The sequence below is a fragment of the Sphingomonas sp. KRR8 genome (assembly GCF_023559245.1).
Taxonomy (GTDB): Bacteria; Pseudomonadota; Alphaproteobacteria; order Sphingomonadales; family Sphingomonadaceae; genus Sphingomicrobium.
In genome coordinates this window covers 1,744,450-1,769,233 of record NZ_CP097462.1, presented here as the reverse complement: position 1 = coordinate 1,769,233, position 24,784 = coordinate 1,744,450, and the positions used below count along the sequence as shown (strand labels likewise).

The following is a 24,784-nucleotide window of genomic DNA, read 5'->3' as shown; positions in this document are numbered from 1 at the left end:
ATGTTGAAGCTCATCACCGCTGGCCCAAGCCCCTACGCCCGCAAGGTCGCGATCGCCCTGCTGGAAAAAGGGATCGCGTTCGAGCCGGTGGATGATCTCCCATGGGCCGAGGCGGTGGAGACACGTCGCTATAGCCCCCTCGAACAATTGCCCATCTTGGTCCCGCCGGGTGAGCCGCCGGTGTTCGATTCGAGCCTGATCTTGCAGTGGCTCGAGCTGCGGTACCCGCGCCCACCACTGCTGCCGGTCGATGTCGATGCGCGGATTGCGGCGCTGCGGCTGCAGACTTTCGGCGAGCGGCTGATGGAGATCGCGCAGGCACTGATCTTCGAAACCCACCGCCCTTCGCCAAGCGACGCCGTGATCGATCGCCTGACGCGCAAGATCGAGCATGGACTGCGGGCGGTCGACGCCGAACTTGTCGAGGCACCTGGGCCGGATCAGTCGGTTACTCTCGGGCACATCGCCCTGGGCACCACCCTCGCCGTTTGGGAATTCGTCGTTGCCGACGGCATGTGTCAGCCCATGGAGGCGCTTCGCTGGCGCGGATCGCATCAAAGGTTGACCAAATTCATGACGCAACTCGAGGAGCGCCCAACCTTTATCCAGACGGCGCCTCGGTCAATGAACGTCGACATCACGGCAGAAGTCGCCTGACCCGCACCGCCCGTTTTCACAAAGGCAGAGACCTGTGTCCGATTCCACTACCAACCTCGCCAATGTGCTGGTCACCGCCGAGACGCCCGTCGGCACCCAATTGCAGCCCATCAAGAAGAAGGCGCTGATCCAGCTGATGGGCTCGCGGCTGTGGGGCCGATTCAATCCCAACCACTGGGATCCAACCTACGCCCGCGCGACCGGCCTGCCCGGCCCGATCCAGACCGGCGAGATGACCTCGGCCTATCTGTTCGAGATGTGTGTCAATCACTTCGGAGCGGCGATGTTCTCGAACGCGCGGATGCAGTGCAAATATGTCGCGTCCACCTACGCGGACGAGGTGATCACCACCCACGGTGTCATTCGCGACAAGCAGGCGACGGACACCGGCACCCGGTTCACGGTCGACATCTCCTGCGACAATGAGGCGGGTGAGGTGAAGACGGTCGGCTTCGTCGAGGTCACTGTCGACAATAAGGAGCGCGCCCATGGCGAGTGACGAATTACGCCCGTTGAGCGACATCCAGGTCGCCCAGACCCGTGAATTCATCGCAGCGCTCGAGCAGGAGTGTCGGACTTATTGGGACATGGTCGAGGTCGGCGACGTGCTCAGCCGCGACCTCACCATCACGCCCGAACTCGTCATCCTCTATGCCGACGCGGTGGAGGACTTCAATCCGTGGTTCGAAGCGTGGACCATGAACAACTGGCGGAGCGACGGGGAGTCACCCTTCGGGGGTGCAATCGTTCCGCCCATGCTGCTGTCGCACTTCATCCTGTCCGTGCAATTCGACCACACCAAGCCCTTTGCAATCGGCTCCATTCACACCTATCACGACACCGAGATCCTGGCGCCGGTGAAGGTCGGTGCCACGGTCCGCATCACCAGCACCGCGATCGACAAGTTCGAGAAACGCGGGCGCCGCTACCTTCGCCACCAAGTCGAGATTGTCGACCTCGGCTCTGGCCAGCCGTGCTTGCGCGAAACCCGGGACATTATGTCGCGATGACCGAAGCAGCGCGTGCGGTCGCCGAGGGCTTGTTCGTCACCGACGGCGAGAATGCCGTGCTGCTGGGCGCGCGTTGCGAAGGGTGCGGCGCGGTCTACTTTCCCCGTCCGTTAAGCTGCCGCAATCCGGCCTGTCACGAAAAGCGGCTGACGGCCGTCGAGCTTCCGGGCGAGGGCACGCTGATCAGTTATACGGTGCAGCGCTATCGGCCGCCGCCGCTGTTCCGGATGGACGACTGGGCACCCTACGCAATTGGTCTGGTGTCGCTTGGGGACGGGATCGAGGTGATGGGCATGCTGAGCGGCTTCGAGCTCGACCACATCGCGATCGGCAGCCCTGTGCGCGTGATCTGCGCGCCGCTCTACACCGACGACGCCGGAGCGCCCGTTCACACCTACCAGTTCGCGCCGGCGCCCGGGCGATGAGCGGGGAGGTTCTGGTCGCGGGTGTCGGTGCGCACCCGTGGGGCAAGTGGCCCGACAAGTCACAGCTCGCGCTTGCGCTGAATGCCATCGATGCCGCGCTGGATGACGCCGGCCTGGGCTGGCGTGATGTCGGCGCGCTGGTCGCCGCCAGTTCGCGCTTCGAAGGGGGCATGGGCTGGGGTCTTCACGCTAATGAAGTGGCGCAGGCCGTGGCCGAGCAGCCGATGGCTTGCATCAACGTCGGTGGCGCCTGCGCCGCCGGCGCGATCGCCTTTCACACGGCCGCCAATCTGATCGCCAGCGGCGAATGCGACGTTGCCATCGCCTTCGGCGCGGAAAGGATGCCCAAGGGTTTCATTCCGCGGCCGCCCGGCGGGGCCGACGACATCACCGACACAGACTTTCTGCGATGGGTGGCGATGGGCGCCACCAATCCCGCTTACTGGGCTATCGAAGCCATGCGCCGACGCGCCGAGCATGGCACCACCGACGAGACACTTGCTCGCGCGGCCCAATTGATGCGGCGGCACGCGGCCGACAACCCGCTGGCCCGCTTCCGCGACCCGCTGACGGTCGAGCAGGTGCTTGCCTCGCCGATGGTCGCGGATCCGCTCCACCTGCTCGAGATCTGCCCGGTCAGCGACGGCGCCGCCGCCGTGGTGCTTTGTTCGGAACGAATGGCCCGGCGCACGGGCGCTCGGACCGCCCGGATCGCGGGCAGCGCGATCGGATCCGGTGCTTTTGGCGACCCGGCCCGGCGAATCCCGTCGATTGCGTCCACGGTGAACGGCGGCACGATCCACACCAGCGAAGTCATAAGTGCCGCGCGGACCGCACTCGACCGCGCCGGCCTCTCGCCAGCCGACCTCGACGTGCTCGAGATGGCGGACAATAGCGCTTGGCACCTGCTCGCCTGGCCCGAACTGCTCGGGCTGTGCGAGGCAGGGCAGGCGGATTGGCTGATCGATCACGATGGGTTCGGTCGTGACGGAATTGCTGCGCTCAACCCAAGCGGCGGGTTCCTGTCGTTCGGAGAAGCCACCACGGCACAGGCGCTGCTTCAGATTTGCGAACTCGTTTGGCAATTGAGAGGCGACGCCGGGCGCCGCCAGGTCGAAGGTGCTAGGGTTGCGATGAGCGCGGTGCTTGGGCTCGGTGCCAACGGCGGCTCGGTCGTGCTCACGACATGAGCGGCCTCGACCTTCAGCGCGACGGTGCGGTTGCCGTTCTGACGCTCGACCGGCCGGCGTCGGGCAATGCGATCGACCGCGAGCTTGCGGCCGCGCTGCTCGATACGGTGCTGGCCCTCGATTCCGACACGTCGGTCAGGGCCGTCGTTCTTACTGGTCGCGGGCGCTTCTTCTGCACCGGCGGAGACCTGCGCAGCTTTGCGGCGGCGGGCGACGCGGGGCAGGCCATCGAGTCGATCACGGCACCGCTGCACATGGCGATCGCGCGGCTGATGCGTCTGGCCAAGCCGCTCGTGGTCGCGGTCAACGGTCCAGCTGCCGGCGCGGGGCTAGGTCTCGCCTTGCTTGGCGACGCGGTCCTTGCTGGCCCCTCCGCTCGTTTCACCGTTGCTTATGGAGCGATCGGCCTGTCACCCGATGCCGGCACCAGCTGGCTGCTGCCGCGCCTCGTCGGGCTTCGCCAGGCGCAACGACTGGCGTTGCTCGGCGAGGCGATCGATGCCGAGGAGGCTTTCAGCCTCGGAATGGTGACGCGCGTGGTCGCCGATGACGACCTCGCCTACGAGACGATGGCGCTCGCCGGCAAGCTGGCCGCCGGCTCGATGAGCGCGCTCCAGCGCACCCGCCGATTGCTGCTCGACAGCTTCGACCGTGGCCTCGAGGCCCAACTTGAGCGCGAAGCCGAAAGCATCGCTGCCGCTTCACGCGACGCTGACGGTCGTGAGGGGATCAGTGCGTTTCTGAGCAAGCGCTCGCCCGTCTTCGATCAAGCCTGACGGAGCGCGGCTCCGGCGATCTGCTGCGCGAACCAGGTAAGGCACTGGTCCGCCGCCGGCGCTAGCTGGGGCAAGCCGACGAAGCCGTGAATCATACCTAGCTCCGTTCGCTGCTCGAGCCTGACGCCCAGCCGCCGGAGCCGCTCCGCCAATGCGTGGCCTTCGTCGTGGAGCGGGTCGCACTCGGCCAGCGCTAAGACTGTCGTCGGCAATGCGGCAAGATCCTCGTCGGCGAAGCCGAACTCGGATGATCTTTCAGCGGCGACACTTTTCCACGCCCAGGCGAGGAACTCGCGAGTGAGCATATGCCCTTCACCCAAGTCCGTCATCGACGCGGTCGATAAAGTGGGATCAAGCATCGGGTACAACAGGCCAAGCGCTCGCAATGGCTCACCTTGCCTGGTCAAATGGAGGGCTGCGGAGAGTGCGAGAAAGCCGCCGGCACTGTCGCCCAGGATCGCGAATGGAGCCTCGGTCAGTCCCAAGTCCGCCCGTCGCAGCCCCACTTCACGCAGAACGGTGAGACAGTCGTCGAGCGCGGCCGGTGCGGGATGCTCGGGCGCCAACCGGTAGTCGAGCGTGATCACGGCCCTTCCGCTCGCCAGCGCCAGCCGGCGCGCGATCGAGGCGTGCGAAGCAAGGCCGCCGAAGACGAACCCGCCCCCGTGAATGAACAGCGCCGGATCATGCGGGCCGACGCTGTCCGGACGGTCGATCTGGATGTGGATGGCGCCATCAGCCGAAGCGATGGTGCGTTGCTCGCAGCTGCCCTTCACCGGGATGGGGGCCCGTGCCATGAAGGCATTGGCCGCTGCCCGGTATCGGTCCATCCCGAGGCTTGGTGGCGGTGGCCGCAAGGCCATGCGCGGATCGGCCAGCAGTGCGGCAAAGGCCGGATCGGTGCGGGGCGACGCCATGATCAGGCGGCGCTGGCCGTTTCTCTGCTGGTCAGCACGAAACCTTCGTAGCCGCGCTCAGCGATCTTTTCGAGAACCCGGCGGTAGCCTCTTACGCCGCCCGAATAAGGCATGAAGACTCGCGGTTTCCCCGGCATCTCGGCGCCAGTGTAATAGCTCGGTGTGGAAAGATAGAGCGTCTGCCGTGCCCGGTCGTTGACGTGGTCTACCCAATCGCTTTCGGCCTTTTCGGTCGCTTCCACGGTGGCGACGCCCGACGCATCGCAGCGGGCGAACAGGCCTTCCAACCAGTCGATCTGTTCCTCGGACGAGAGCAGCACGTTCGACAGGAGCGAGGGGCTGCCCGGGCCACCGATGATGAAGAGGTTGGGAAAACTGTGCACGGACAGCCCCAGATAGGAGACGGGTCCGCCGCTCCACTTCTCCGCCAACAACAGTCCGTTGCGACCGGCGATCTTGGGCTTGAGCAGGGAGCCGGTAAACACGTCGAAGCCCGTGGCGTAGATCACGACGTCGAAGGGAAGTTCCTCGGAGCTGGTGCGGATGCCCCCGGCGGTGAACTCCTCGATCGGCGTCTCCCCGAGGTCGACCAGCCGCACGTTGGGACGGTTGAAGGTCGCGAAAAACCCGCTGTCGACCGAAGGGCGACGAGTTCCGAAGGCGAACCCCTTCGGGGTCAGCTTGTCGCGCAACACGGGGTCGTGGACCTGCTCGGCAATCTTGCGGCGGATGAACTCGGACGCCGTCTGGTTGCTCTCCTCGTTGAGCAGGATGTCCTTGAACGTCAGCGCAAACCCGAAGCCAAGCCGGTTCCAGGCCTTTTCATACGCTTCCTCGCGCTCGACCGCATCGACCTCGCTGGCGGATCGCTCGTCGGGCACGAAGCCCAACCCGCTGGGCGAGTTGCGCGCCCGCTCGCGCCGTTCGCGATAGCCCGCCTTGACCTCGCGATCCTCAGCCTCGGTGAGCGGAGCGTTGGCGGCGGGGATCGAGTAATTGGCGGTGCGCTGGAACACGGTCAGCTGCGCGGCATGGGCCGCGATCACCGGAGTCATCTGCACGCCCGATGATCCGGTGCCGATGATCGCGACCCGCTTGTCCTTGAGGTCGACGCCATCCCGCGGCCAGCGGGCGCTGTAGATCACCTGACCGCCGAAGCCTTCCTGCCCCGGGTAGGTCGTCTCCTTGGGTGTCGAGAGCTGTCCTAGCGCAAGGATCAGCCGCCGGGCCGCCCAGCGCCTGCCATCGGCGCTTTCGACCAGCCAGCGATTCCGAGCCGCGTCGTACGTGGCCCCGGCCATGCGCGTGTTGAACAGGATGTCGCGCTTGAGATCGAAGCGCTCGGCGACGTGCTCAATGTAGGAGAGTATCTCGGGTTGGGTTGCGTACCGCTCGGTCCAGCGCCACTCCTGCTCAAGTTCGGGCGAGAAGCGATAGCTGTAGTCGTAGCTTTCAACGTCGCATCGAGCACCGGGGTAGCGGTTGAAGTTCCACACGCCGCCCACGCTGTCCGAGGCTTCAAGAACCAGCGTGTCGAGCCCCAAGTCACGAAAGGTCTTGAGCGCGCGCAGGCCGGCGAAGCCCGCTCCGACAACGATCACATCCTTGTCTTCCGTCACGATCTACCCCGAACGATGATGAGGCAGAAATTGCCACAACCTCACGATCTCGTCAACGGTCACGTTGACGAGGATTTCACATCCTTCGATTGTCAACGACCGCATTGACGCATCGTGGGAGGTGGGTCAAACTGGCTATTCGAGGAGAACCGAGTAATGAACTTCGCGCCGTGTTGAGTATTGCGCAGCGGCAGGCGGACCTTGCATCGCGTCACTCACCTTGGCGCGCGTTGACCCTGCACGGCCTCTACGACCTGGCCGAAGCGCGCTGGTCCGAACGGCCCGCCATTATCTGCGACGAACGAACCTGGAACTACGCGGACCTTGGCCGCTGGTCGCGCCGGCTTGCCGCCGGCCTGCTCGAACAAGGCGTAAGGACGGGGGACCATGTCGCGCTGATCCTTGGCAATCAGCCCGAATATGTCGCGCTCAAGATCGCCCTGTCGCGCCTTGGCGCCGTCGCCGTACCGCTCAACATGCATGGCCGCCGAAGCGACTTTCGCTATCTGCTCGAGCAATCGGATGCGACGATGCTGATTACGTTGAATCGCTTCCGCGAAGTCGATTATCTAGCCGAACTGGACGGTATCTTGCCCGCCAAACTGAAGCGACTGTTCGTCCTTCCGACCGACGACCAGCCGCGTGACGGCGTAGGCGCCGCGTTTGCCGAGCTCGAGGCAGACGCGGAGGCCGTCAACCTGCCCTCAATCGATCCCCATTGGCTAGTCGACCTCATCTACACGTCCGGTACCACGGGTGATCCAAAGGGCGTCATGATCAGCCACGACATGCTCACCCGAACCGCCTTCGCTTCGGCCTATGCCCGCGCGTTCGAGGATGCACGGCGGATCATCTTCGCCCTGCCGATGTTCCATGTCTTCGGCTATGTCGAAGGGATGCTTGCCGCGCCGTGGGTGGGTGGCGCGATCGTTCCGCAGGTCCGCTTCGATTCCGGTCGCTTCCTCGCTGCCTGTGCGCGTCACCGACCAACCGATGCGCTGTTGATCCCCGCGATGAGCCTTGCCCTGATTGACGCCGTCAGAGCAGGCGCGCCGCGCCCGGAGACCTTACGTGCGGCGCTTGCGTCGGGAGGAAGGGCGCCCGAGCGCCTTTGGCAGGAGCTGAACGACACCCTCGGGATAAGTGAAATCACGACCGGTTACGGCATGACCGAGGTGACCGCGAGTTCGACCGTGACCCGGCCCGACGATCCCGCTGACCGCCTGCTAAACTCGAACGGCCGCCTGCGCGATGCTGGCCCCGCCGCCGCAGCCGAGCCGCATCAGCGGCTGGTACAATATCGCGTGCTCGACCCCGAGACTGGTGCGGAGTTGCCGCCCGGCGCGATCGGGCACCTCGTCGCCAAGGGCCCCGGCGTCACGCGCGGCTACTATAACAAGCCCGCGGAGACGGCCCTCAGCTTTACCCCCGACGGGTGGCTGCTGACTGGTGACCTCGGCACGCTCGACGCTGACGGCTACGTCACCCTCGTCGGCAGGCTCAAGGAGAGTTACCGCTGCGGCGGCGAGCAGGTGCTTCCGACCGAAATCGAGGACCTGCTCACCGGCCACGCGGACATCCTCGCCGCACACGTCGTGCCTCTGCCCGACGAAAGAATGGGCGAAGTCGGTGTCGCCTGCCTCGTTCCACGCCCGGGCCGCTCGCCCGACCTAGCAGATGTGGACCGGTTCGCCCGCGCCCGCCTCGCGCGATACAAGGTGCCGCGCCATTATCTGGTGCTCGCCGCTTCTGAAGTGCCGGCGACTGCCTCGGGCCGCGCTCGCAAGCACCTGCTCACCGCTCTGGCGAAGGATCGGATCACACCTCCATGACGGTTGCCCACCCCGCTGCCATCGTCACCGGCGCGGCCCGCGGCATAGGCGCGGCCATCGCCCACCGCCTGGCCGCCGAGGGCCACGATGTCGCGATCCTCGACCTTGCCGCTGAGGCCTGTGCGGAAACCGTCGCGGCCGTCGAAGCTTGCGGCCGCCGGGCCTTGGCGCTGTCCTGTGATGTCAGCAACGAAGACGCTGTCACGGCTGCCCTCGCGCAGGTCGAGGCGGAACTCGGACCGCCGCTGGTGCTGGTCAACAATGCCGGCCTCATCCGCGATCGCACCGTGCAGCGCATGAGTGCTGCCGAATGGGACCAGGTGCTGGCGGTCAACCTGCGCTCGGTCTTTTTGTTAAGTCGTGCAGTTCTGCCGGCCATGCGAACGGCGAACTATGGCCGCATCGTCAGCCTGTCGAGCATCGCCGCGCTCGGCGTGGCGGGTGAAGCCAATTATGCCGCGGCCAAAGCGGGGGTGCAGGGCTTCACTCGCAGCCTGGCGCTCGAAACTGGTCGCTTCGGCATCACGGTGAACTCCGTCGCCCCAGGGTTCGTGGTTACCGAGATGACCCGCGCCGTGGCCGACCGGATGCGGGTTCCATTCGAACAGTTGGTCGACGAGGCGCTTCAGCAAATTGTCGTCGGCCGGCCAGGCGAGCCCGATGACATCGCGCATGCGGTGGCCTATTTCGTCGATGCCCGCTCGTCGTTCGTCACCGGTCAGACACTCTATGTCGCGGGCGCGCCACGCGGCTGACGCGAACACGGACGGAATGAGCATGGACCAGTCGGAAAGCAACATTGGCCGTCGGCGCAAGGCAGCGCGGCAGCTACCCCGTGCAAATTATCAGGCGCGGCGGCAGGAGATCGTCGAGGCGGCCGTCAAGGTCTTCAACCGTCTCGGTTTCGCCGGCGCCAGCCTTTCCGCAGTTGCCGCCGAACTCGGCGTCGACCGTGCATCGCTGTATTACTATTTTTCGTCGAAAGAGCAGCTGTTCGACGAGATCATTCGCGCGGTGCTGATCGAGAACGATCGGCTTGCCCAGCGCATCGCGGCGACCGAGCTCTCGCCGGGGCGCAAGCTGCGCGAACTCGTCATCGCCTTCATGCAATCCTATGCCGACAATTATCCGCTTCTCTACATCTACATTCGAGAGGATTTGGCGCACGTCAGCGACGCCCGGTCCCAATGGTCTGCGGAGATGCGTGCCATCAACCGCAGCATTGAGAAGTCATTCGTCGGCATCATCGAGGAGGGTATTGCCAACGGCAGCCTTCGGCCAATTGGATCGGCGCGCTCGATTGCCTTTGCGATCCTAGGAATGCTCAACTGGACGCATCGCTGGTATCGTCCAACGCAAGGCGAAAGCTCATCCGAAGTCGGAAAAGTGTTCGCCGAAATCGCGCTGGCGGGCCTCGAGAAAACGTACTGAAGGGTTGAGGCTAGTCGCCAGCGATCAGTATGCCGGTGTTCGATCGCGAGATGAGATAGGAACTCGACCTCGCGAAAATGAACTGGTGGCCGAACTCGGGCAGTACCATTTGAGGCCGGAACGACCGCAATGGGCGCGAAGCGGACTCTGGCTCGATCACGTTCGCTCAGCCTTCAAGGATGCACGCAAGACCGGATGAAGGCCGTCCAACAGCGGCCTTCATCCGAAACGCGTTACGCCGGCGCGCTGAAGCGAACGCGTGGACGATTGTCGCACTGCCAGCCGAAGGGCGAGATGAAACGCCAGTCCAAGGGCTGGTTCTGGAGTTCCCGCCAGCACCGGTCGAAGATCTCGTGGCCACGCTGGCGCTCCCCCTCCGTTAACTCTAATGGCGCCAGCGCGCGCATGTCGAGGGGTTGCTGCTTCTCCGCCTTGGACCAATGCTCCCCGTCACGCAGGAACTCGACTCGCAAGACGTGGTAGATGTTGCGCATGCGCTCCTTTTCCGGTGCATCTCGCTTGTCTTTGCGCGGACGAAGAATGCCGGGCAGGTGGGCGTTCAGCATCGCGCGCAGATCATCGGTGGTCTTGGCGTGTCGCGCCAGTTCCGCCAGGTGGCAGGTGCGGGCAACGACGATGGCCAGGCGGTCGACGCAGGAAATCCGCGCCAACAGAGCATCGGCATGCTTGCCAGCCCTGCTCTTTCCGTCGGGGCCCTTGAGATCGGCTTGATAGCAGCGCAAGTAGACGTCAGCTGCGGCAGCTCTTTGGTCCAGTTCCTCAAGGAGACAGGCGGCCCCGCCGGCGCCGAAGGCTGCGAAAATCTCCTTCTCGCTCTTTCGATTGATGAAGCCGAGGCCGACCTCCTTCAACCGTCGTTCGATACTGTTGATGGTGCGCTTGTCGGTCACCTCGCGGATCCCGCTGGCAAGATTGGCCTCGTAGATGCCCTTCATCTCGGAAGCGAACGCATGTTGCCTCAACCGCGGCCGGAAGAGCTGACCGATGGTCACGGGCTTGTCACTGGCCAGGTTCCACAATCCGTCAAGCGGCACGTGCTTCTGGCTCCAGCCGTAGCAGGCTTCCCGCTGGCTTTCGAAGCCGCCCCAGCAGACGTACATCCAGGCCGACGCCTGGATCAAAGCGGGCTCTTCCTCCCGCCCGGCGTCGGATTCGTCGATGAGGTCAGGGACGTCGTCGACGTCGCCCCGGAAGAGTGCTTCGACGACTTGCGCGTGATCCCCGGCCAGGTCGAACAGGTCTTCTGCCAGGGTCTCCGGATCGAACTCTCCGTGCGGCGCCACCTGCCCGATCATGATGTCGATCGCTTCGGCGGAGCGGTCGAATGGATCGGTATCCGTCCGCAGCGATCCTGCGTGTCACATCCAGTTGATCCGCCCGGCCATGGCGGGAGCGCTCTCCGTTACGGCAAGGAACCGCACGCGGGGACACCAGAGGTGGACGTTCTTGACGGTGCGGAAGTCCGTCGAACCGAGCAGCACCTGTCCGCTCTGCTCAGCCTCGGGGAGCCCCGATACGGCGTTCAGGAATTCCTGGCACAAGAGCGCTCGCGCCACGCTGGGTAAGCTGGTGCCTGCCAGCAGCAGCTCACTGGCGGCAGATGTGGGTGCCGCAACAACCGCAGCAACACCCAGGGTCTCGCCAGCGCAGGCATTCTGCGCGGCTTCAAAGGCGTCGAGATTGTAGTGAAACACTTGGATACTCCCCTGCTAAACGGTTCTCGAATGAACCTGTCGAGGAGTTCCAAGTCGGCTAGAAAGTCGGGCGCCGATCAAGGTTTGTCAAGCTTTTCGCGTTGAACGGAAAACACGGTAGTGATCTCGGACAAGGCCACGAGCTTACCGCTGACCTTCGCGTAATCCTTCTGTATCTGCCCGAGGTCTTTTGCCCAGGACGGGCTCGAGCTGTCGGCAGATCGCAACGCGTCGACCTGGGCACCCATGTTCGCCTGCAGCCGTTGCACCTCGTCCAGCAGGTCGAGTGCGGCCAGAGCCTGCGAGAGGAAATCGTGGAGGTTCATGGTTCAAGCCTCCCAGAAGTTGGCGGGCGCGGGCGGCTCCACGAGGAAGCGCGGGTTGCCGCCATGGTGCGCGATGAAGTCGAACGCCTCCCCACGGGTGGCGAGCGTCGGCTTCGCGACCCCGAGGAGGCGGACGATCTCGCCGATCATGTAGTGCTGGGCCTTGGTGATCGACTTTTCGCGCCACCCGGGGCGATGAAACGCATCCGAGTTCCGGAAATCGATGACTTCCTTGCGGTAGACCACCTCCAGGCGCTTCCACTGCAGCCACACGCCCTTGGCTCGAGCCCATGCGAGGACGGCCGGCTGAGAGAGCGCAAAGCGAAGTGCGTCAACGAGCCTGTCGCCCACCTCGTCAAGGTCGTTTGCATTCTCGAAGATAGACGCGAAGCCCTCGCTCGGGATAGACAGCAGTCCGGTAAGGGCCAGACTGTCGACGCCGAGCGCTTCGTTCACTTCAAAGGCGAAGCCGAGATAGTAGATGAGGTTGTCGCGGCTCGCTTCCTTGTCGCAGCGACGCTTGCCGTACTGATGGATTTCGCGCTTGAGCTCGGCAAGCGGCGTGACCGCCGCTTCCTCGCCCAATACGAATTGCGCGAGCACTGACCTGATCCGGTGGTCTGGCTGAAACGGGGCGAACATTCTTCCTCCCAAAGCTGTGGAGGAAGTTCAGCTAGAGCATGCCGCACGCTCGCTTTGCGACCAGATTGCTTGCTACTTTCGTGTCCTGCCGGCAACGCCGTCGTCGGACCGGCAGGCAAGCCGCCCAGGCCATTTCCAGTCCCAAGGCAGTCAATCTAGCCGGCGATCTCGGCCATCGACACTTCTATCTTCTACCCAGGTCTTTTCCAGGGAGCTTGACCAATCCTTGCCGAACAGCATCGAACAGCTGGTGCTCGACACCATCGTCGACGGCCGGGCTTTGGGGCGCTGGAGGTGGCAAGGCGGCGCCGGGCTCCGATGCCGTTGCTTCTACGTCCGGGACCCGCTTGGTCGCGGCAGCCGCTGGGCGCCTCCGCAGCTCCAGCGCCGCGATGTGGCAGTCGACCATCGCTTGCCGGACGCCGTCGAGCGCCATCACGTGCTTGGGAAAGCGGTCCCGGAGCTCGGGGAGGACATTCGCGTCGCGATCGAACAGCAGCACCGGCGCGCCCCGAAGCCATGTCACCGCCTGCTTACGGATCCGCTCTTTGTCGCGTCGGACCCGCCGCTCCCAGTCGCGTTCTGCCACCATGCGCCGGTGAGCTTCACGCAGCGCCTCATCGACGATGTCGGGCAGCGCCGGGGCTTGGCAGAGTGCCTGATACTCCTCGCGCTTCTCAACGGCGAGTTCGGGCTGGCCGCCGTTGTCGCGCACCAGCTCCCAATTTCCTCGCCGAAGCTCAACCGCCAGGTTGTACGCTGGCCCGAACCAATCGTCGCTGGCGTGGTCGGCCGAGGTGAATGGGACGAGGTCGAGCCCCGACAGGCCAGCCAGCTTGAGCGGGTTCGGAAATTTCTTCCGTAGCGCCGCCAAGGCTGGCGAAATGGCTGGCTGGGGCTTGCTCGGCACTAGCGGGTGCAGGATCTGCTGTATCTCGGCTCCCAAACACGCCTGCCGGTCCATGACCGCAGCGACGTGCGCAGCGAGCTGGTTGGTCAGACGCTTCCGTTCGGCCTCGTCAGCCTCCTGTTGCCGCTTGCGGGCTGTCTTCGCCGGGCCGTCATGAGTTTCACCCGTGGACGGCACCCCTCGCTTCGCCTGACCGATCCCGGTGTAGCGAAGCGGCTTGCCTTCCTTCTCCAAGGCATGATTGAAAGCCGCAGCCGCTTGCTGGCGCAGCCAATCGTAGCCGGCCCGTGAGTTCAGTTCGGTCGCCTTGCCAGCCTCGAAGCTCCAGGTGAACGGCCCTTCGATGGCAAATGGTCGCGGCGACATGATGATGTGGGCATGGAAGTTTCGGACGTCCCCTTTGGCATCGGGCTTGTGCAAGCTGGCAACGAACGGAAGATGAAGGGCGTCTAGGCGGAAGCTGAAATCCTCCAGTGCTTTCACCCGGCCCTCGGGGCTGAGCTCATGCGGCATGGCCAGGATCAGGTGGCTGTAGACGTTGCCGTCTGCATCAGCCTCGGCCTCGAAGGCTTCGAGCGCGTTCCAGAAGGCGACGATCTGGGCACAGCGGCGATCGTCCACCGAGAACGCGTCCGTTTCGTACAGCGCGTTGGGGCCGTCGTACTCCAGAATGTTGCTGAAGCGATTGACGATCCCGGTCTCCAGAGCCTCTTCCCTCAGGATGTACCTGGCCAGGTCAGCCGCCTCACCATGCTCGTAGGCACGGGTCCCCTGTTCCTTGCGGCCATATCCGCGCGGGATCTTTCGCAGCACTATGTTCTTGAAACCGTCGGCCGCGATGCGGGAGCGCGTTGCAAGGGCGGCTTTCGTCCGCTCCGTCACCTCGGGCGCCATTCTTGCATATAGGTTGCGTGGGCAAATGGCAGTGACCTTGGGCTGGGCGCTGCTCTTCCAGCTCACCCGTACCCGGAGCATCGCTTCTGCCTCGCGCTGGCTGCGGCGGCTCAGGTAGCCGATCCGCGCCAGCAAGCGGTCGAGTTCGCGCGCTTCTCGTTCGTCCGCCCGCCTCTTCTTGGCGGTGGCGGTGGCGAGCGCCTTCGCTTCCCGCTCTTCCTGGGTGAGCGCACGGTGACGCCGCTTCCGCTCGGCAGCAGCCTTCTTCGGCCGACGATCACTGAGCCAGGCCGTCGAGGCCTTGCTGACGGCTGACTGCACCTGCTCCGGGGTAACAGACCGATCGCGAATGGTCATCGAGGGGCGTTTCATGCCCTTACGCTCCAACTACACGAAAGAAAGAGGGGGTGGTCGAAAAGGATAAAAAGCGCCCTAACGGGCAGGGCGGTTTTTGTCCTTAATTGCGCACCACCCCCTCTGACGTTTCTACTTGAATGGCTCTAAGGCGCCACGCCGCTGAACTGAGACTGGAACCAACTTTGCCAAGTCGACGCGCGTAATTCTCGATGAGCTGGGCTTCGAGCGGGGATGCATCGTCCGCCGTCGAGCACTGCGCAAGGCAGTGACGATCGTACCGTACCAGCCGTGCGCGCTTGCAGTCGATAATTCGCAACCTCGAACTCACGGTCCGCTGAGGCCCTGCAAGAGCCGATCCGCCTCCGCGATCGAGCCGGCAACTCTAGCATGATCGGCCCAGACCGCGATAGAATGCTCTGTACGGAACTGCATGTCGCGCTCGATCCGCAGCCCAAACGGAAGACGAAGGCGCTCAATCTCGCGGCGACTGAACCAGCCCAGCTCGGGACTGCCCACGCCGAGGTCAGCAAGACCGAACAGACTGTCGCCGTCGTCGGCCATCTCGGTAACCAGCCATGTCGCCGCGCTGAGCGGATTGAACAGTTTGACCAGCGGCACGTGGCTCAGCGACGGTGCGCTGCCGTTGGTCAGCAAGCGGCGTTCCAGATCTTTCGTTAGCACCTTGATCATGGTCATTCTCCTCCGAGCCGAGCTCCCGGATGCGGGAGGGGCACGAAGCGACGAGGCAGACCCGGCCGAGCACCGGGCTGCACCCCCCAGAGGCCGAAACGAAGTGAAGGACCCGGACGCCGCGCGTCCGGGTTGCGGCCCAATGCGCCGGGACTAGCCCGCCAAGCCACTCGTCCGCAGCCGGTTGGAGCCGCATGGAGACTGTCCCATTGAGCGCCGGCACGATCTTTGTAGCGCGGGGTTGACGCACGTTATCGGCAGTTCACATCAAGAGTTCGCAACGCAACGCAACGCAACGCAACGCAACGCAACGCAACCAGCCTTGAGCTTGAAAGCGTGAGCCAGCTTTGATCTGGGTTGAGCAAACGGGTCGCTGGCTAGAAAACGTTCCGGCCGAACCCGGTCAGATATGAAGCGAGCGTTCGGGCATCTAAGCCGCGGCAGAAACGGCGGAATCCAGAGTCTTGGAGAGGGCCCGCGCGCGGTCGCACGTATTGACGATCGCGCGGACCAGTCGACGCGGATTGCGGGAGGCGTTGCGGGACCAATCGACTAGCGCCTCCCGTACTTCGGCCGCGCAGTCATCGGTATCCGCATAGGCCTTGCGGTACATCGTCTCGACTGAAGCAGCGAGTTCCGCTGCTTCCTCTTCGCCGACCTCAGGCGGAGCGATCAGCTCTGCCTCGCCGTCACGCCAGAGCGTCAGAAAACGGCGACCTCGGGAGCTGGCGTTCCAGAAGAGATCGGAGCGGACGTCTTCTCGCACGATGCGAAGGAAGCGTTCCGTGATTCCGAACACGCACCATGTGTCCGGCGCTTCGAGGAACCCACCGAGCACCTCATATGCGGTAGCGCGCGAACGGCGGTTCCAGAGCTGGTCGATCGTTTCGAGCTCGTCGAACAGAAGCACCGTTCCCCTGGCGCCCGCCGCTCGGACGAAAGCCGTTGTCCAGTGAATTCTGCACATCGCCTTCGCGCGACGGTACCCATAATCGGAATGCGCGATGTCGCTGCCCATGAGTACTCGCCAGGCGGCGCTGGTGCCGACCAATGCCGTCTCGCCTCGGTTGGCGAGCCATCGCAACGTGCTTGCTGCTTGAGAGATGTCCGCCTGTGACTTCTCACCGGCCACCGCCAAGGCGACTCCCGCCTTGAGATCGTCGCGCAGTAGGGCGCCGACGACCGAACGGAGGCCTCGGTCCTCGCCCAATGCGACATCGCGCGCCATGACGGGCAGAATGCGCTGCGGGTAGTTCAGAGGGCAGGTCCTTGCATTCAGCACGGCCTCCATCGTCGCGAAGCCGGCCTCCAGAGCCAATGTGCGAAGGAGGCGGATCGAGTGCGTCTTGCCCGAGCCCCATTCGCCCATGATGAAAAGCGGCGGGGGTGGGACCTGTTTCGCCAGCGACCCCAACGAGTTCTGCGCAACGGTGATTAGGTCGGCCGCACCCACCGTCAGATGCTGGATATCGGAGTCCGGGACACAGCCGGCGCGCAAGACGCGGATCGCCGCACGAGCGGAGGCGGTCACGCGTCGATCTCGCGGAGAATGCTCGCGGCCGCATTGGAAACCAAAGTCGAGGTTTCGTGCGTTCGAAAGGCTGGCCCCTCCTGCCTCGCCCGCTCCAGTTCGTCCACGACGATTCGAGCCAGAAGGCGTGGTTTCGCGATCCGAACGCGCGAGGCGACCACCCCGGCAATGAGTTCGTCAAAATACTCGTCGGCCAACGCGCCGTCGACCGTTGCGGGATATGCGACGCGATGGACGGCGGCGATCCGCCGCGCCATTGCGAGCATCTCCTGTTCGTCCAATGGCGTTCGATCCAGATCGATGACCGTGCCCCGCCAGTTCAAGCGATCAGACACCGGCTGAATCCGCGTCGCCAAAGCATCGTAGCGGGGAAAGTAATCGGGGCTCTCGAACATCTCGGGCGTTGCAGCCAGATACATGCAGAGATGCCTGAAGCCGCCCTGACCGCCGGCATGATCAACATACTCGCGAAGCGCCTGCAATGATTGATCCTGGCGCTTGCGCGTCCGAAGTTTGGCCAACTCCTCAATCTCATCGATGCAAAGGACGAGCCCCGCGAAGCCGGCGGCGCGGATGAGCCACAGGAGGCCCCGCATCGCTTCCGTCGCGTTGCCCTTGCCAATTGATGAAAGCGTCACAACGCCCGCTTGGCCTCCCCCGATAGCGGTCTGCTTGCTCATGTATCGACGCGGGACGGACGTGCGGTCGCCGTCGGCACGAAGCCATCTCACGACGGCGACCATCGTTTCGACATCATCCTCGTTCCGGGCGCGAGCGAATGCGGTCAGCGCCGTGACGAAGTCGGCAGGGAGGTTCGACCGGTGGAGGGTCTCGCCGAGCCGTCTGAATATCCGCGCGTCCGCGTCGAAGGGTCGTGTGATTCCATCTTCGCGGATACCGGCTGCGCGTCGTAAAGCGTCCGACCATCGTTCGAGCAGGTGCCGAGCGGGATCCAGGTCGCCGTCGGCCGAAGAAGCTTCGGGCATCACTAGCTTGGCGACGAGTGCGGGATAGAGCGTTTCGAAGCGGTCGATCTCGACATGGTCAGCACTGCATTCGAGATGAGCGGTCGCCCAGCCCTTCTCCCGTGCCTCATCCTGAACGACACCCAGGAAGTGGCTCTTCCCTGCACCATAGGCACCGCGAACAAATTTAGTGTCCGAATGGCCGTCTTCGGCGATCTCTTCTAGCAGTTCCCGCTGGGCAGCCAGCCAATCGGCGTGTCCGACATGGACGTGCCGAACGCCGGTTGAGATCGTCGTCCCGCGACTCAGGCTTCGGACGATCGCCCGTGCGAGCGCCGGCGCAACTTTATCGGAGCGGTTCATCTGCGCGCCGCGACAAAATCGATGCGGCCCACATAGCCGAAGCGCCCCTCGCCGGGTTGGTGCACGAACAAAGCGTCCTTCGGATCAAGCGGTGGCAGAAGGCGCAGCTCGCTTCCGTCCGATGCGACGGTGGCGCCATCCTCCAACATCCGTGACAGTCGAGCGCGAAATTGATCAATCGAGAGGCCAACGAAGCGATCGGCGCGCGCATCCTTCCAAAAGCGCCGCGCCTGAACGTCGATGACGAAGCGCCCGTATAGCTCGAAGATCGGAACCTGACCGCCTTCGGGTCGCAACTCGCCGTGAGACCTTCGCAGCTGTTCCAGCATATCGGGGGCCGAGAAGCCCTTCGGGACGAGGTCGCGGATCGCCTTCCGCAGGGCATCCGTGATCGCGTCGCTATCGGTCGCATCGAAAGGCTCGCCGGCCACGCGGATGATTCGCTTCGCGGCGTCGACCCGGAGTTCGATGCCGCGCTCGACCTGGAATACCGGCCAGATCCCTTCCAAACGCCAACCGTTCGCCCGCGCCAGATCGCCAATATCCGTCTCCAACTCCGATATCCTGCGCGCAACGTCGTCATCCAGCTCGGCGATCGCTCCTCGCAGCACTGCGATTACGTCGCCGTCGAGTGCTGACAAGGCATCCCGCGCCGCATTGAGGAGCCGTCCGGGCGACGCTCTCTTCTCGAGCAACACGTGAAGCACCGCCACGGCACGCAATCGCGTCGAGAGGGTCACCCTCAAGTCGTCAGATCCTTCCTTCTTCATGCTGCACCATCCCTGACGAAAGCTTCCTTCTCCCAATCGACGCGCTCCGGGAGAACGGCGACGACGCGTTCCGCGAAATCCTCCCGAAGCGATACGAACATCTTATCGAGCGTATTTCCGGAGGCGAAGAAGACCTCTCCCTGAAGTAGGCCTCGGATCTTGATCACCAACATCATACGGTGGAAATCAACCATCTCGATCGCCAGACCGTCCTCCACTCCGAATGCCATTGCCATCAGCGCGGCGCTGTCGAACGGTGTGTGCCCGACTGACCGCCTGACGGCACGGTAGCCACGGGCGAGATAGGTCGCGATCGTGGCCGTATCGATCCGACGCTCCGGGCTCTCAATGCCGCCATAGGCATGACAAGATACTTCCGCGAAACCGTCCCACAGGAAGGGTGCCGTGCGATCAGCGAGGCGTTCACGCGCCGACGTCCAGCGCAGCGCAATGGACGTCGGATGCCAGCGCCATTTCCGGCGCGCTTGGAGATCGCCGCTGCACCGTTCCTTCGTCAGGAAACCGAGGTCGACTAATTGCTCGAAACGAGGGATCGTCTGGTGGTCCGCATTCTTGTGCGTTCGACGGGCTTCACTTCCCGAGGCTCCAGCAAGAAGCGCCTTTCGCCTCGCTGCCGGGTTCATGGGCTTCGGCGCACGCCGGCGAGCGTCCGTGACGCCGCCGGGCGGCGGCATACCCAGTTCCTCGAAGATGGTGGCCGTCAACTCCAGCGCCGTTCGGTAGGCTGGAATCTCGGGTGGCCGGATAACGTCCTCTGCCCCGGAGAGAACGGACGACAGCGCGGCCGCGAGCATCTTCGCCGCATCTATGGTCTCGATGTCCCTGCTCTCGGGACACGCGCCGATGGCATCGATAAGCGCCAGCGTGACGCTGTCGATCTCGATCACATGATAGAGAAAGAAGATCCGCTCGACCGTTGTGAGCGCGAAGGGATTCCAGGCTTCGGGATCGCCGCCGAGGAAGGTGTCGACGCCGGTGTCCGCGAACAAGGCGCGCAACGTGAGGCCGCGTTCGGTGATCTGATTGCCGCGGCCCAGCAGACCCACGTTGCGAGCCCAATCAACGATCTTGTATGTCGTCGGGGCGGTGATCGCGAACAACAAGGACGGCAGGTCCGCGTCGACGACCAAGGCTTCCGCGACGGTTGGCGTCTTCTTGCCGACGACCGGCTCACGCCACCATTCCCTCTCGTACCAAGACAAGCGTTCGCCGACCCGCTCCGCAAGAGAGCGATGTGCGATCGCATCCTCGAACAAGGGACGCCGCAACCGCCGCAAGATGGTTTCCGTCGGTACGCTGCGACGTTCCGTGCCGAGCACGGCGACCAGCACCTTCAGGAAGCCAAGCCGAAGGTAGAAGTCTTGGAACTTCGTCCACGGCAGTGAGGTGCTCAAAACGCCTCTCCTCCATGGGCGACGTTACGCGGCCGGACGTCGGCGACCACGAACCGTTGAACGTCGCTGACCGCGCTAGAGAAGATCGCCTGCCCGACGTCGAGACTGCGAATGAGATCGGGCAGTTCGAGTTCTCGATTGGAGAGCCGCACCTTGGCGGGACGCGCGTTCTGAAGCAATCCGCACACCGCGGCGATGTCGTCGGCGACGCTGAGGCGATGGACGATGAACGTATCGATCTGGCTGGCCGCCTTCTCGGAGACCGCGCCTTTCGGCCGCTGCGTGGCGAGCCACAGGGACAGCCCAAAGTTCCGGCCTTCGAGCACGAACGAATCCAGCGCTTGGCGGGCCGTGCTCCCGCCGCGAGCGGGCATCAGGATCTGAGCTTCGTCGATCGCGAGGATCGTGCGCGGGACGTGCTTCTCCAATTCCTCGGTCAGCTGCGCGGTCATCGCCGGATCGTCCGTCTTGAGCGCGAGCCGCCGGCGCAACTGGCTGGCATGCATCCGGTCGGCCTTAAGCTTGCGGACGATCACGGTGGTGAGCACCGTCCGAAGATCGTCGGTCAACCGCGCGAGGCAGAGGATCGACAGGCTTCCGACCCGCGCCAGTTCGGTGAGCGGCGTGCCGGACGAGGATTCGAACAGCGGCATTCTCGCGAAGCTGCGGAGCGGCTGGACGACGCTGCGCCGGGTCTCCGAGGCATAGAAGGCAACGATGTCCGGATCGCGGTCGATGCACTCGATGAGATCGTCGATGCCGTAATCGGGCATCGGTGCGCGCTCGGCACCGTCGTCGTCGGTCCAGCCGAGCTCGGTCACCTTGCGATAGGCTTCGTCGATCAATCGCCCTCGCGTCTCGGTCATCAGGTCCGTTCGTAGGAGGAGCGACCAGTCGCCGGCATCAAGGGAGGAGACGGGCAGGCGGAAGTCCTGGAACTCCGCAGGGTCGGTCTCCCAGCGATGCCCGGCGGGCATGAACACTCGGACGTCGATCGGCTCCAGCTCGAGACCGTCGCCCCACTTGTGGAAGACGGCGTGCTGTCTGCGCATGGCGTCGGGGCCGTCCGGCGTCAGCGGGTAGATGGCGGTCCAATGGATATCCAGCGGGTCGAGCAGGACGACCGCTCGCGGATCGGCGTGCACGCCGATCTTCGAGCCCGGCTGCGTCGCGAAACACTCGAGCAGCGATCCCATGCCGTAGGACTTGCCCGAGCCGCGTTTGCCAACTTCGAGGACGACGAAGTTGTCCGACGCGTCGAAGAACAGATTCTCGAGGTTGCCGCGCTCGGCCAGGCGCCCGGCGAGGATCAGCGAATCCCGCTTGTCGCTCCCGAGGTGGACCTTCCCCGAAATGCGGGGCTCAATGTCGAAGCGCTTCATCAGAAGCCTTCCTGACCGATGTCGTCGACGATCTTGGCGTCGATCGTCTTCCTGTCCTTGCGCATGGCGGTGGTCGCCGCCTTGGTCAGGCGGATGAGCGCCTCGCTTGGCTTGCCCGTAAGGTCGCCCGCGGCGATCTGCTCCACGAAATCCTCGAACGCATCCGGCTCGAACGGATAGTAGCGCAGACGCTCGACATCGCCTCCCGTCGCTTCCGCCAGGCCCTCGGGAACATCCTCCCCGAGCGCTTCGGCGGACATCGCCGGTCGATGGATCTCGGGAACTGGCCCCTTCCGAACGAGGGTCTCCAGAAGCTCGATAAGGAAATCGCGGATATCGTCCCGCCCGGGGTTCTGGAATTCGACGTAGTTCGCGACGCCGACGCGGCGGATGATCTCCTCCGACAGCAGGATGGTCGGCAGCGCGTTGCGGGTCAGCGCGCCGATGAACATGATGAGCCCGAGGCCTTCGACCTCGGTCAGTTCCCGGAACGCCGCCGTCCAGGCGGCGAAGGTGTCGATGTGGGTGATGTTCTCCAGCCGCTCGGCCTCGTCGAGGAAGTACAACAGGACCTTGCCGTCGACTTCGCGATACATATGGGTCAGCCCGCGCATCACCGCGCCGAACTCGCGGCTGTCGGTCAGCCGATCCTTGAGCTGAGCGGCGACGAGGGTCATGTTCACCTTCTCGCCTCCGAGCCAGCGCATGGTGTCGCGCACAACGTTGTCGTTCGGGAGTTGCAGCCCGTTCTCGATCGCCAGTGCGACGTCCTCGAGATGGACGATCTCGCGGATCGGCCGTGCCTTCCCGTCGGCGACCAACTTGAAGTATTCGATCGTCACGCGCCGGACGTCGTTCAGATTGAGTTCGCGCAGGAACTGCCCGAACAGGGTCGAGAAGGGTTCCTTGGCGGTATAGGCCGAGCACTTGAGATAGATCGGCACGACGCCGAGCCCCTCGTGCGCGGACTTGAACTTGAGGTTCATGCTGAGGTGCGTCTTGCCACGACCGTAGTCGCCGAAGACCACCGCCTTGTACCCCGCCCGACCGTAACAGGCGCCTTCGATCTCGCCGATCAGATAGTCGCGCTTCTTCTGTTCGCGCGTGCCGAACAGGAGACCGGGCTGGGTCTCGGGGCGGATCTGGAACGAGGAGAATCCGGGCCGCAGGAAGAACCAACCGTCCATGGTCTTCGTCATCATCGAAATCACTCCTTGCTTAGGCGGCGACCCGCCCGATGAATTCCCGCGCCGCGCGAACGACGTGGCACCCTTGCGGGGTCGCCGACGTGGCAGAGACCCCAAGTTCGAAATTTCCTGCCACCCCGCGCCGCGTGAGATTGGCGCTCGTGACGATCGCCCGCGCGAGACCGCGACCGCGCGGCGTCACCACGTAGACCTTGGCGTGGACGCGATCGTTGGCGACCACGACCTTGCGCCAGAAGGCCGTGGGTTCCGGAAGACGCGCCAGGAGCGCCACGGCCGCCGCGCTCGACGTGACAATGCGGAAGCCGCAGGCTGCGCGACGGGTCGCGACGGCGAGACGCGCGATCCGTTCCATCATCGGCTCGTCGATGAAGGGGGCGCACAGCGCGACGTCGGTCAAGCGGTCCGGCCTCGCGATCGCGCGCTCGAGCAGACGTTCCACGTCGCGGCCGGTGGAGATGTCGATCATGCCGCATCTCCCGACGCCCGGCTGCGGTCCCGACCCAGCTCCAGCACCTGCGTGCGGACGCGCTTCTCGGTGATGCCGAGCGAGGCGGCCAGGCGGCGACGGCGACCCGGATCCTCCAGGAGAGAACGCAGGCTGCGCTGATCTTCGAGGGCGAGCGCTCGCAGATGGGAGGCGACGCCGCGCCCATCGGGTGCGCGGCGGATCAGTCGATCGAACAGGTCGAGGCCGTCGCCGGCCGGCCGGACCTCGCCGATCGTTGGAAGGCGCTCGACGACGGTGGCGACGTCCTCCCGGAAGACGACGATCTCGCGGATCGCGCCGGTCAGACCGCGCATGTGTCCATGGCGCGCCCAATCCACTTCCGAGAGCTTGGCGGTGGTGCGCTCGTCGATGGTCTCGAGCGCCCCGCTCCAGCGCGACCAATAGTCCCGGTCGACCCGATCCGGCTCAATGCGGCTGGCGTCCTCCACCCGGCGACGGACGTCGTCCATCACGCCGTCCGCCACGGTCACGATGATCTCGCGGATGTCCTCCATGCGTTCGCTGAGGCCGGGCAGCGTCACGGTCATCCCGGCGATGCGGGCGAGGAGGTCCGGTCGGAACCCCGGCGGATCGAGCGACTTCCAGGTGGCCGAGATCACCGTACCGTCGAATTCCACGGCTCGCTCGGGATCGCCTTCCGCGCCGACGCGATAGACCCGTCCACCCGACAGGACCGCCAGCAGCTTGGCCTGCAGGGCGGGGGGCACGTCTCCGACCTCGTCGAGGAAGACGACGCCGCCGGTCAGCTGCGCCGCGACCGGCGCGCGGTCGCCGCGTCCGCCGGAGGCGCGTTCGAAGATGCCGGCCGTGTCGCCGGCTCCGGTGAACGCCTTCTCGACGCTGCCGAACAATTGGACGTCGGCGATCGATTCGACGAGCCCGGTCAACGGCAGCTCGACATACCAGTCGATCAGCGATCGGGCGGAGACGAGATTGCCACCCTCAATCTTGAGATCGCCGAGGATCCGCTCGGCATCCTCGGCGGTCAGCATCGCGACCCGCACCAAAGCCGCCACGGCCCGCGCCACCGTCGACTTCCCGGCGCCGGTGGGTCCTTGGATCAACAGCGTCCGCGACGCCGGGTTAAGTGCGAAGGACAAGAGGCGTTGGCGCAGATCGAGCGTGGCACGGGAGGAACCTGGCATGATCCGCTGCAGGAACCGACGCATCGCGGCCGTGGCCGGCGGCTCGGCGAGACTCATAGACTTGTCGACTTCGTTCGGCATGGCGTTCTCCGATGTGCCTCCCCAT

At 64.6% G+C, this 24,784-nt stretch carries 25 protein-coding genes; 9 read left to right on the top strand and 16 right to left on the bottom strand.

Annotated elements, in window-relative coordinates:
• The 6 genes from M8312_RS08865 to M8312_RS08840 are packed head-to-tail and all read left to right on the top strand — an operon-like array spanning position 1 to position 4,058.
• Positions 1–657: a glutathione S-transferase N-terminal domain-containing protein gene (locus tag M8312_RS08865; protein WP_250117351.1), complete on the top strand. Its 657-nt coding sequence runs from the start codon at positions 1–3 to the stop codon at positions 655–657.
• A gap of 34 nt (positions 658–691) precedes the next feature.
• Positions 692–1,156 (top strand): MaoC family dehydratase, encoded by a 465-nt coding sequence (locus M8312_RS08860; protein WP_250117350.1) that lies wholly within the window; start codon positions 692–694, stop codon positions 1,154–1,156.
• Positions 1,146–1,667 (top strand): MaoC family dehydratase, encoded by a 522-nt coding sequence (locus M8312_RS08855; RefSeq protein ID WP_250117349.1) that lies wholly within the window; start codon positions 1,146–1,148, stop codon positions 1,665–1,667. The genes M8312_RS08860 and M8312_RS08855 overlap by 11 nt, the downstream gene beginning before the upstream one ends.
• Positions 1,664–2,092 (top strand): Zn-ribbon domain-containing OB-fold protein, encoded by a 429-nt coding sequence (locus M8312_RS08850; protein ID WP_250117348.1) that lies wholly within the window; start codon positions 1,664–1,666, stop codon positions 2,090–2,092. Before M8312_RS08855 ends, M8312_RS08850 begins: the two co-directional genes overlap by 4 nt.
• Positions 2,089–3,282 (top strand): lipid-transfer protein, encoded by a 1,194-nt coding sequence (locus tag M8312_RS08845; protein ID WP_250117347.1) that lies wholly within the window; start codon positions 2,089–2,091, stop codon positions 3,280–3,282. Before M8312_RS08850 ends, M8312_RS08845 begins: the two co-directional genes overlap by 4 nt.
• Positions 3,279–4,058: an enoyl-CoA hydratase/isomerase family protein gene (locus tag M8312_RS08840; RefSeq protein WP_250117346.1), complete on the top strand. Its 780-nt coding sequence runs from the start codon at positions 3,279–3,281 to the stop codon at positions 4,056–4,058. Before M8312_RS08845 ends, M8312_RS08840 begins: the two co-directional genes overlap by 4 nt.
• Here the strand turns inward: M8312_RS08840 and M8312_RS08835 are convergent.
• The gene (locus M8312_RS08835) at positions 4,049–4,975 is read right to left on the bottom strand and encodes an alpha/beta hydrolase (protein WP_250117345.1); all 927 of its coding nucleotides are present in this window, start codon (positions 4,973–4,975) and stop codon (positions 4,049–4,051) included. The genes M8312_RS08840 and M8312_RS08835 overlap by 10 nt on opposite strands.
• A gap of 2 nt (positions 4,976–4,977) precedes the next feature.
• Complete coding sequence (locus M8312_RS08830; RefSeq protein ID WP_250117344.1) at positions 4,978–6,594, bottom strand: flavin-containing monooxygenase; 1,617 nt, start codon at positions 6,592–6,594, stop codon at positions 4,978–4,980.
• Between the two features lie 230 nt (positions 6,595–6,824).
• Between M8312_RS08830 and M8312_RS08825 the strand changes: the two genes are divergently transcribed.
• Genes M8312_RS08825 through M8312_RS08815 form a run of 3 tightly spaced genes read left to right on the top strand, consistent with a single transcriptional unit; the run spans position 6,825 to position 9,857 of the window.
• Complete coding sequence (locus tag M8312_RS08825) at positions 6,825–8,426, top strand: class I adenylate-forming enzyme family protein (protein ID WP_250117343.1); 1,602 nt, start codon at positions 6,825–6,827, stop codon at positions 8,424–8,426.
• Entirely contained in the window at positions 8,423–9,181 is a 759-nt protein-coding gene (locus M8312_RS08820) for an SDR family oxidoreductase (RefSeq protein WP_250117342.1), read from the top strand. The genes M8312_RS08825 and M8312_RS08820 overlap by 4 nt, the downstream gene beginning before the upstream one ends.
• A 22-nt stretch (positions 9,182–9,203) precedes the next feature.
• Positions 9,204–9,857, top strand: coding sequence for a TetR/AcrR family transcriptional regulator (locus M8312_RS08815; RefSeq protein WP_250117341.1), 654 nt, complete (start codon positions 9,204–9,206; stop codon positions 9,855–9,857).
• A 233-nt stretch (positions 9,858–10,090) separates the two neighbouring features.
• Here the strand turns inward: M8312_RS08815 and M8312_RS08810 are convergent, their stop codons facing one another.
• The 14 genes from M8312_RS08810 to M8312_RS08745 all read right to left on the bottom strand — a co-directional run bounded on the left by M8312_RS08810 (position 10,091) and on the right by M8312_RS08745 (position 24,759).
• Positions 10,091–11,173, bottom strand: a complete 1,083-nt coding sequence (locus tag M8312_RS08810) for a hypothetical protein (protein ID WP_250117340.1) — start codon at positions 11,171–11,173, stop codon at positions 10,091–10,093.
• 63 nt (positions 11,174–11,236) lie between these two features.
• Entirely contained in the window at positions 11,237–11,572 is a 336-nt protein-coding gene (locus M8312_RS08805; RefSeq protein WP_250117339.1) for a hypothetical protein, read from the bottom strand.
• Between the two features lie 77 nt (positions 11,573–11,649).
• Positions 11,650–11,898, bottom strand: coding sequence for a hypothetical protein (locus tag M8312_RS08800; RefSeq protein ID WP_250117338.1), 249 nt, complete (start codon positions 11,896–11,898; stop codon positions 11,650–11,652).
• Between the two features lie 3 nt (positions 11,899–11,901).
• Complete coding sequence (locus M8312_RS08795; protein ID WP_250117337.1) at positions 11,902–12,540, bottom strand: hypothetical protein; 639 nt, start codon at positions 12,538–12,540, stop codon at positions 11,902–11,904.
• A 184-nt stretch (positions 12,541–12,724) separates the two neighbouring features.
• Positions 12,725–14,701 (bottom strand): MobA/MobL family protein, encoded by a 1,977-nt coding sequence (locus M8312_RS08790; protein ID WP_250117336.1) that lies wholly within the window; start codon positions 14,699–14,701, stop codon positions 12,725–12,727.
• Positions 14,702–15,025: 324 nt separating this feature from the next.
• On the bottom strand, positions 15,026–15,391 hold the full coding sequence (locus M8312_RS08785) for a DUF2958 domain-containing protein (protein ID WP_502957402.1): 366 nt from the start codon (positions 15,389–15,391) through the stop codon (positions 15,026–15,028).
• A 430-nt stretch (positions 15,392–15,821) separates the two neighbouring features.
• Positions 15,822–16,922, bottom strand: a complete 1,101-nt coding sequence (locus M8312_RS08780) for a BREX system ATP-binding domain-containing protein (protein ID WP_250117335.1) — start codon at positions 16,920–16,922, stop codon at positions 15,822–15,824.
• Positions 16,919–18,250: a BREX system ATP-binding domain-containing protein gene (locus M8312_RS08775; protein ID WP_250117334.1), complete on the bottom strand. Its 1,332-nt coding sequence runs from the start codon at positions 18,248–18,250 to the stop codon at positions 16,919–16,921. Before M8312_RS08775 ends, M8312_RS08780 begins: the two co-directional genes overlap by 4 nt.
• Positions 18,247–18,972 (bottom strand): hypothetical protein, encoded by a 726-nt coding sequence (locus M8312_RS08770; protein WP_250117333.1) that lies wholly within the window; start codon positions 18,970–18,972, stop codon positions 18,247–18,249. The genes M8312_RS08775 and M8312_RS08770 overlap by 4 nt, the downstream gene beginning before the upstream one ends.
• A gap of 44 nt (positions 18,973–19,016) precedes the next feature.
• Entirely contained in the window at positions 19,017–20,435 is a 1,419-nt protein-coding gene (locus tag M8312_RS08765) for a hypothetical protein (RefSeq protein WP_250117332.1), read from the bottom strand.
• Entirely contained in the window at positions 20,432–21,817 is a 1,386-nt protein-coding gene (locus M8312_RS08760; protein WP_250117331.1) for an ATP-binding protein, read from the bottom strand. Before M8312_RS08760 ends, M8312_RS08765 begins: the two co-directional genes overlap by 4 nt.
• A complete protein-coding gene (locus tag M8312_RS08755; protein WP_250117330.1) occupies positions 21,817–23,019 on the bottom strand; it encodes a hypothetical protein in 1,203 nt (400 codons plus the stop codon). The genes M8312_RS08760 and M8312_RS08755 overlap by 1 nt, the downstream gene beginning before the upstream one ends.
• Positions 23,020–23,035: 16 nt before the next feature.
• Positions 23,036–23,491 (bottom strand): phospholipase D family protein, encoded by a 456-nt coding sequence (locus M8312_RS08750; RefSeq protein ID WP_250117329.1) that lies wholly within the window; start codon positions 23,489–23,491, stop codon positions 23,036–23,038.
• Positions 23,488–24,759, bottom strand: coding sequence for a sigma 54-interacting transcriptional regulator (locus M8312_RS08745; protein WP_250117328.1), 1,272 nt, complete (start codon positions 24,757–24,759; stop codon positions 23,488–23,490). The genes M8312_RS08750 and M8312_RS08745 overlap by 4 nt, the downstream gene beginning before the upstream one ends.
• Between the last annotated feature and the right edge of the window lie 25 nt (positions 24,760–24,784).